Raw genomic sequence first — 1,006 nt, forward strand, 5'->3', positions numbered from 1 at the left:
ATCACCTTCGAATCCTTCATGCCCGCCAGGTGCTGGATCGCACCCGAGATGCCCGCTGCGATGTACAGCTGCGGCGCGACGATCTTGCCGGTCTGGCCAACCTGCAGATCGTTGGCGGCGTAACCGGCATCGACCGCTGCACGGCTCGCGCCAATGGCCGCGCCCAGTTTGTCGGCCAGCGGGGTCATCACTTCGTTGAACTTCTCGGCGCTGCCCAGAGCGCGGCCACCCGAGACGATGATCTTGGCGGCGGTGAGTTCAGGGCGGTCGTTCTTGGCGATCTCGCTGCCCTTGAAGCTGCTCTTGCCGCTGTCTGCTTGTGCGGCTGCGGACTCGACGGCAGCCGAGCCACCTGTGGCGGCTGCGGCGTCAAAGCCGGTGGTGCGCACGGTGATCACCTTGGTCGCGTCGGTGGACTGCACCGTGGCCATGGCGTTACCGGCGTAGATCGGGCGCTCGAAGGTGTCGGCCGAAATGACTTGCGTCACATCGCTGATTTGGCCCACATCGAGCTTGGCCGCCACGCGGGGGGCCACGTTCTTGCCTGCGGCCGTCGCGGGGAACAGGATGTGGCTGTAATTGCCAGCGATGGCCAGCACTTGCGCTGCGACGTTTTCGGCCAGGCCATGGGCCAGGGCTTCACTGTCGGCGTGGATGACTTTGGCCACGCCCGCTATTTTGGAGGCGGCTTGTGCGGCGGCAGCGGCGTTGTGGCCAGCGACGAGCACATGCACATCACCACCACAAGCGGCAGCGGCGGTGACGGTGTTCAGGGTCGCGCCTTTGATGGAGGCGTTGTCGTGTTCTGCAATAACCAGAGAAGTCATGTTTTTTCCTTGATTCGTTGTTCTGTGGGAGCGAGCCCCTGCTCGCGAATGGCTGTTCATCGCCATTCGGCCGCGGGGGCGGCCTCCCACAAAGTGCCTCAGATCACTTTGGCCACGTTTTTCAGCTTGTCCACCAGCGTGGCGACGTCAGGCACCTTGATGCCGGCGCTGCGCTTGGC

Annotated in this window: 1 protein-coding gene and 1 pseudogene; both read right to left on the minus strand. The window is 64.1% G+C overall.

Annotation, left to right across the window (positions count from 1 at the left end; all coding sequences use genetic code 11):
* Positions 1-827, minus strand: an 827-nt coding sequence (locus tag B9Z34_RS14410; RefSeq protein WP_108428803.1) for an electron transfer flavoprotein subunit alpha/FixB family protein, incomplete at its 3' end; no start/stop codon positions are given.
* Positions 828-925: 98 nt separating this feature from the next.
* A pseudogene (locus tag B9Z34_RS14415) lies at positions 926-1,006 on the minus strand (electron transfer flavoprotein subunit beta/FixA family protein); the annotation flags it as partial.

The organism is Limnohabitans sp. Hippo3, assembly GCF_003063665.1.
GTDB lineage: Bacteria > Pseudomonadota > Gammaproteobacteria > Burkholderiales > Burkholderiaceae_C > Limnohabitans_A.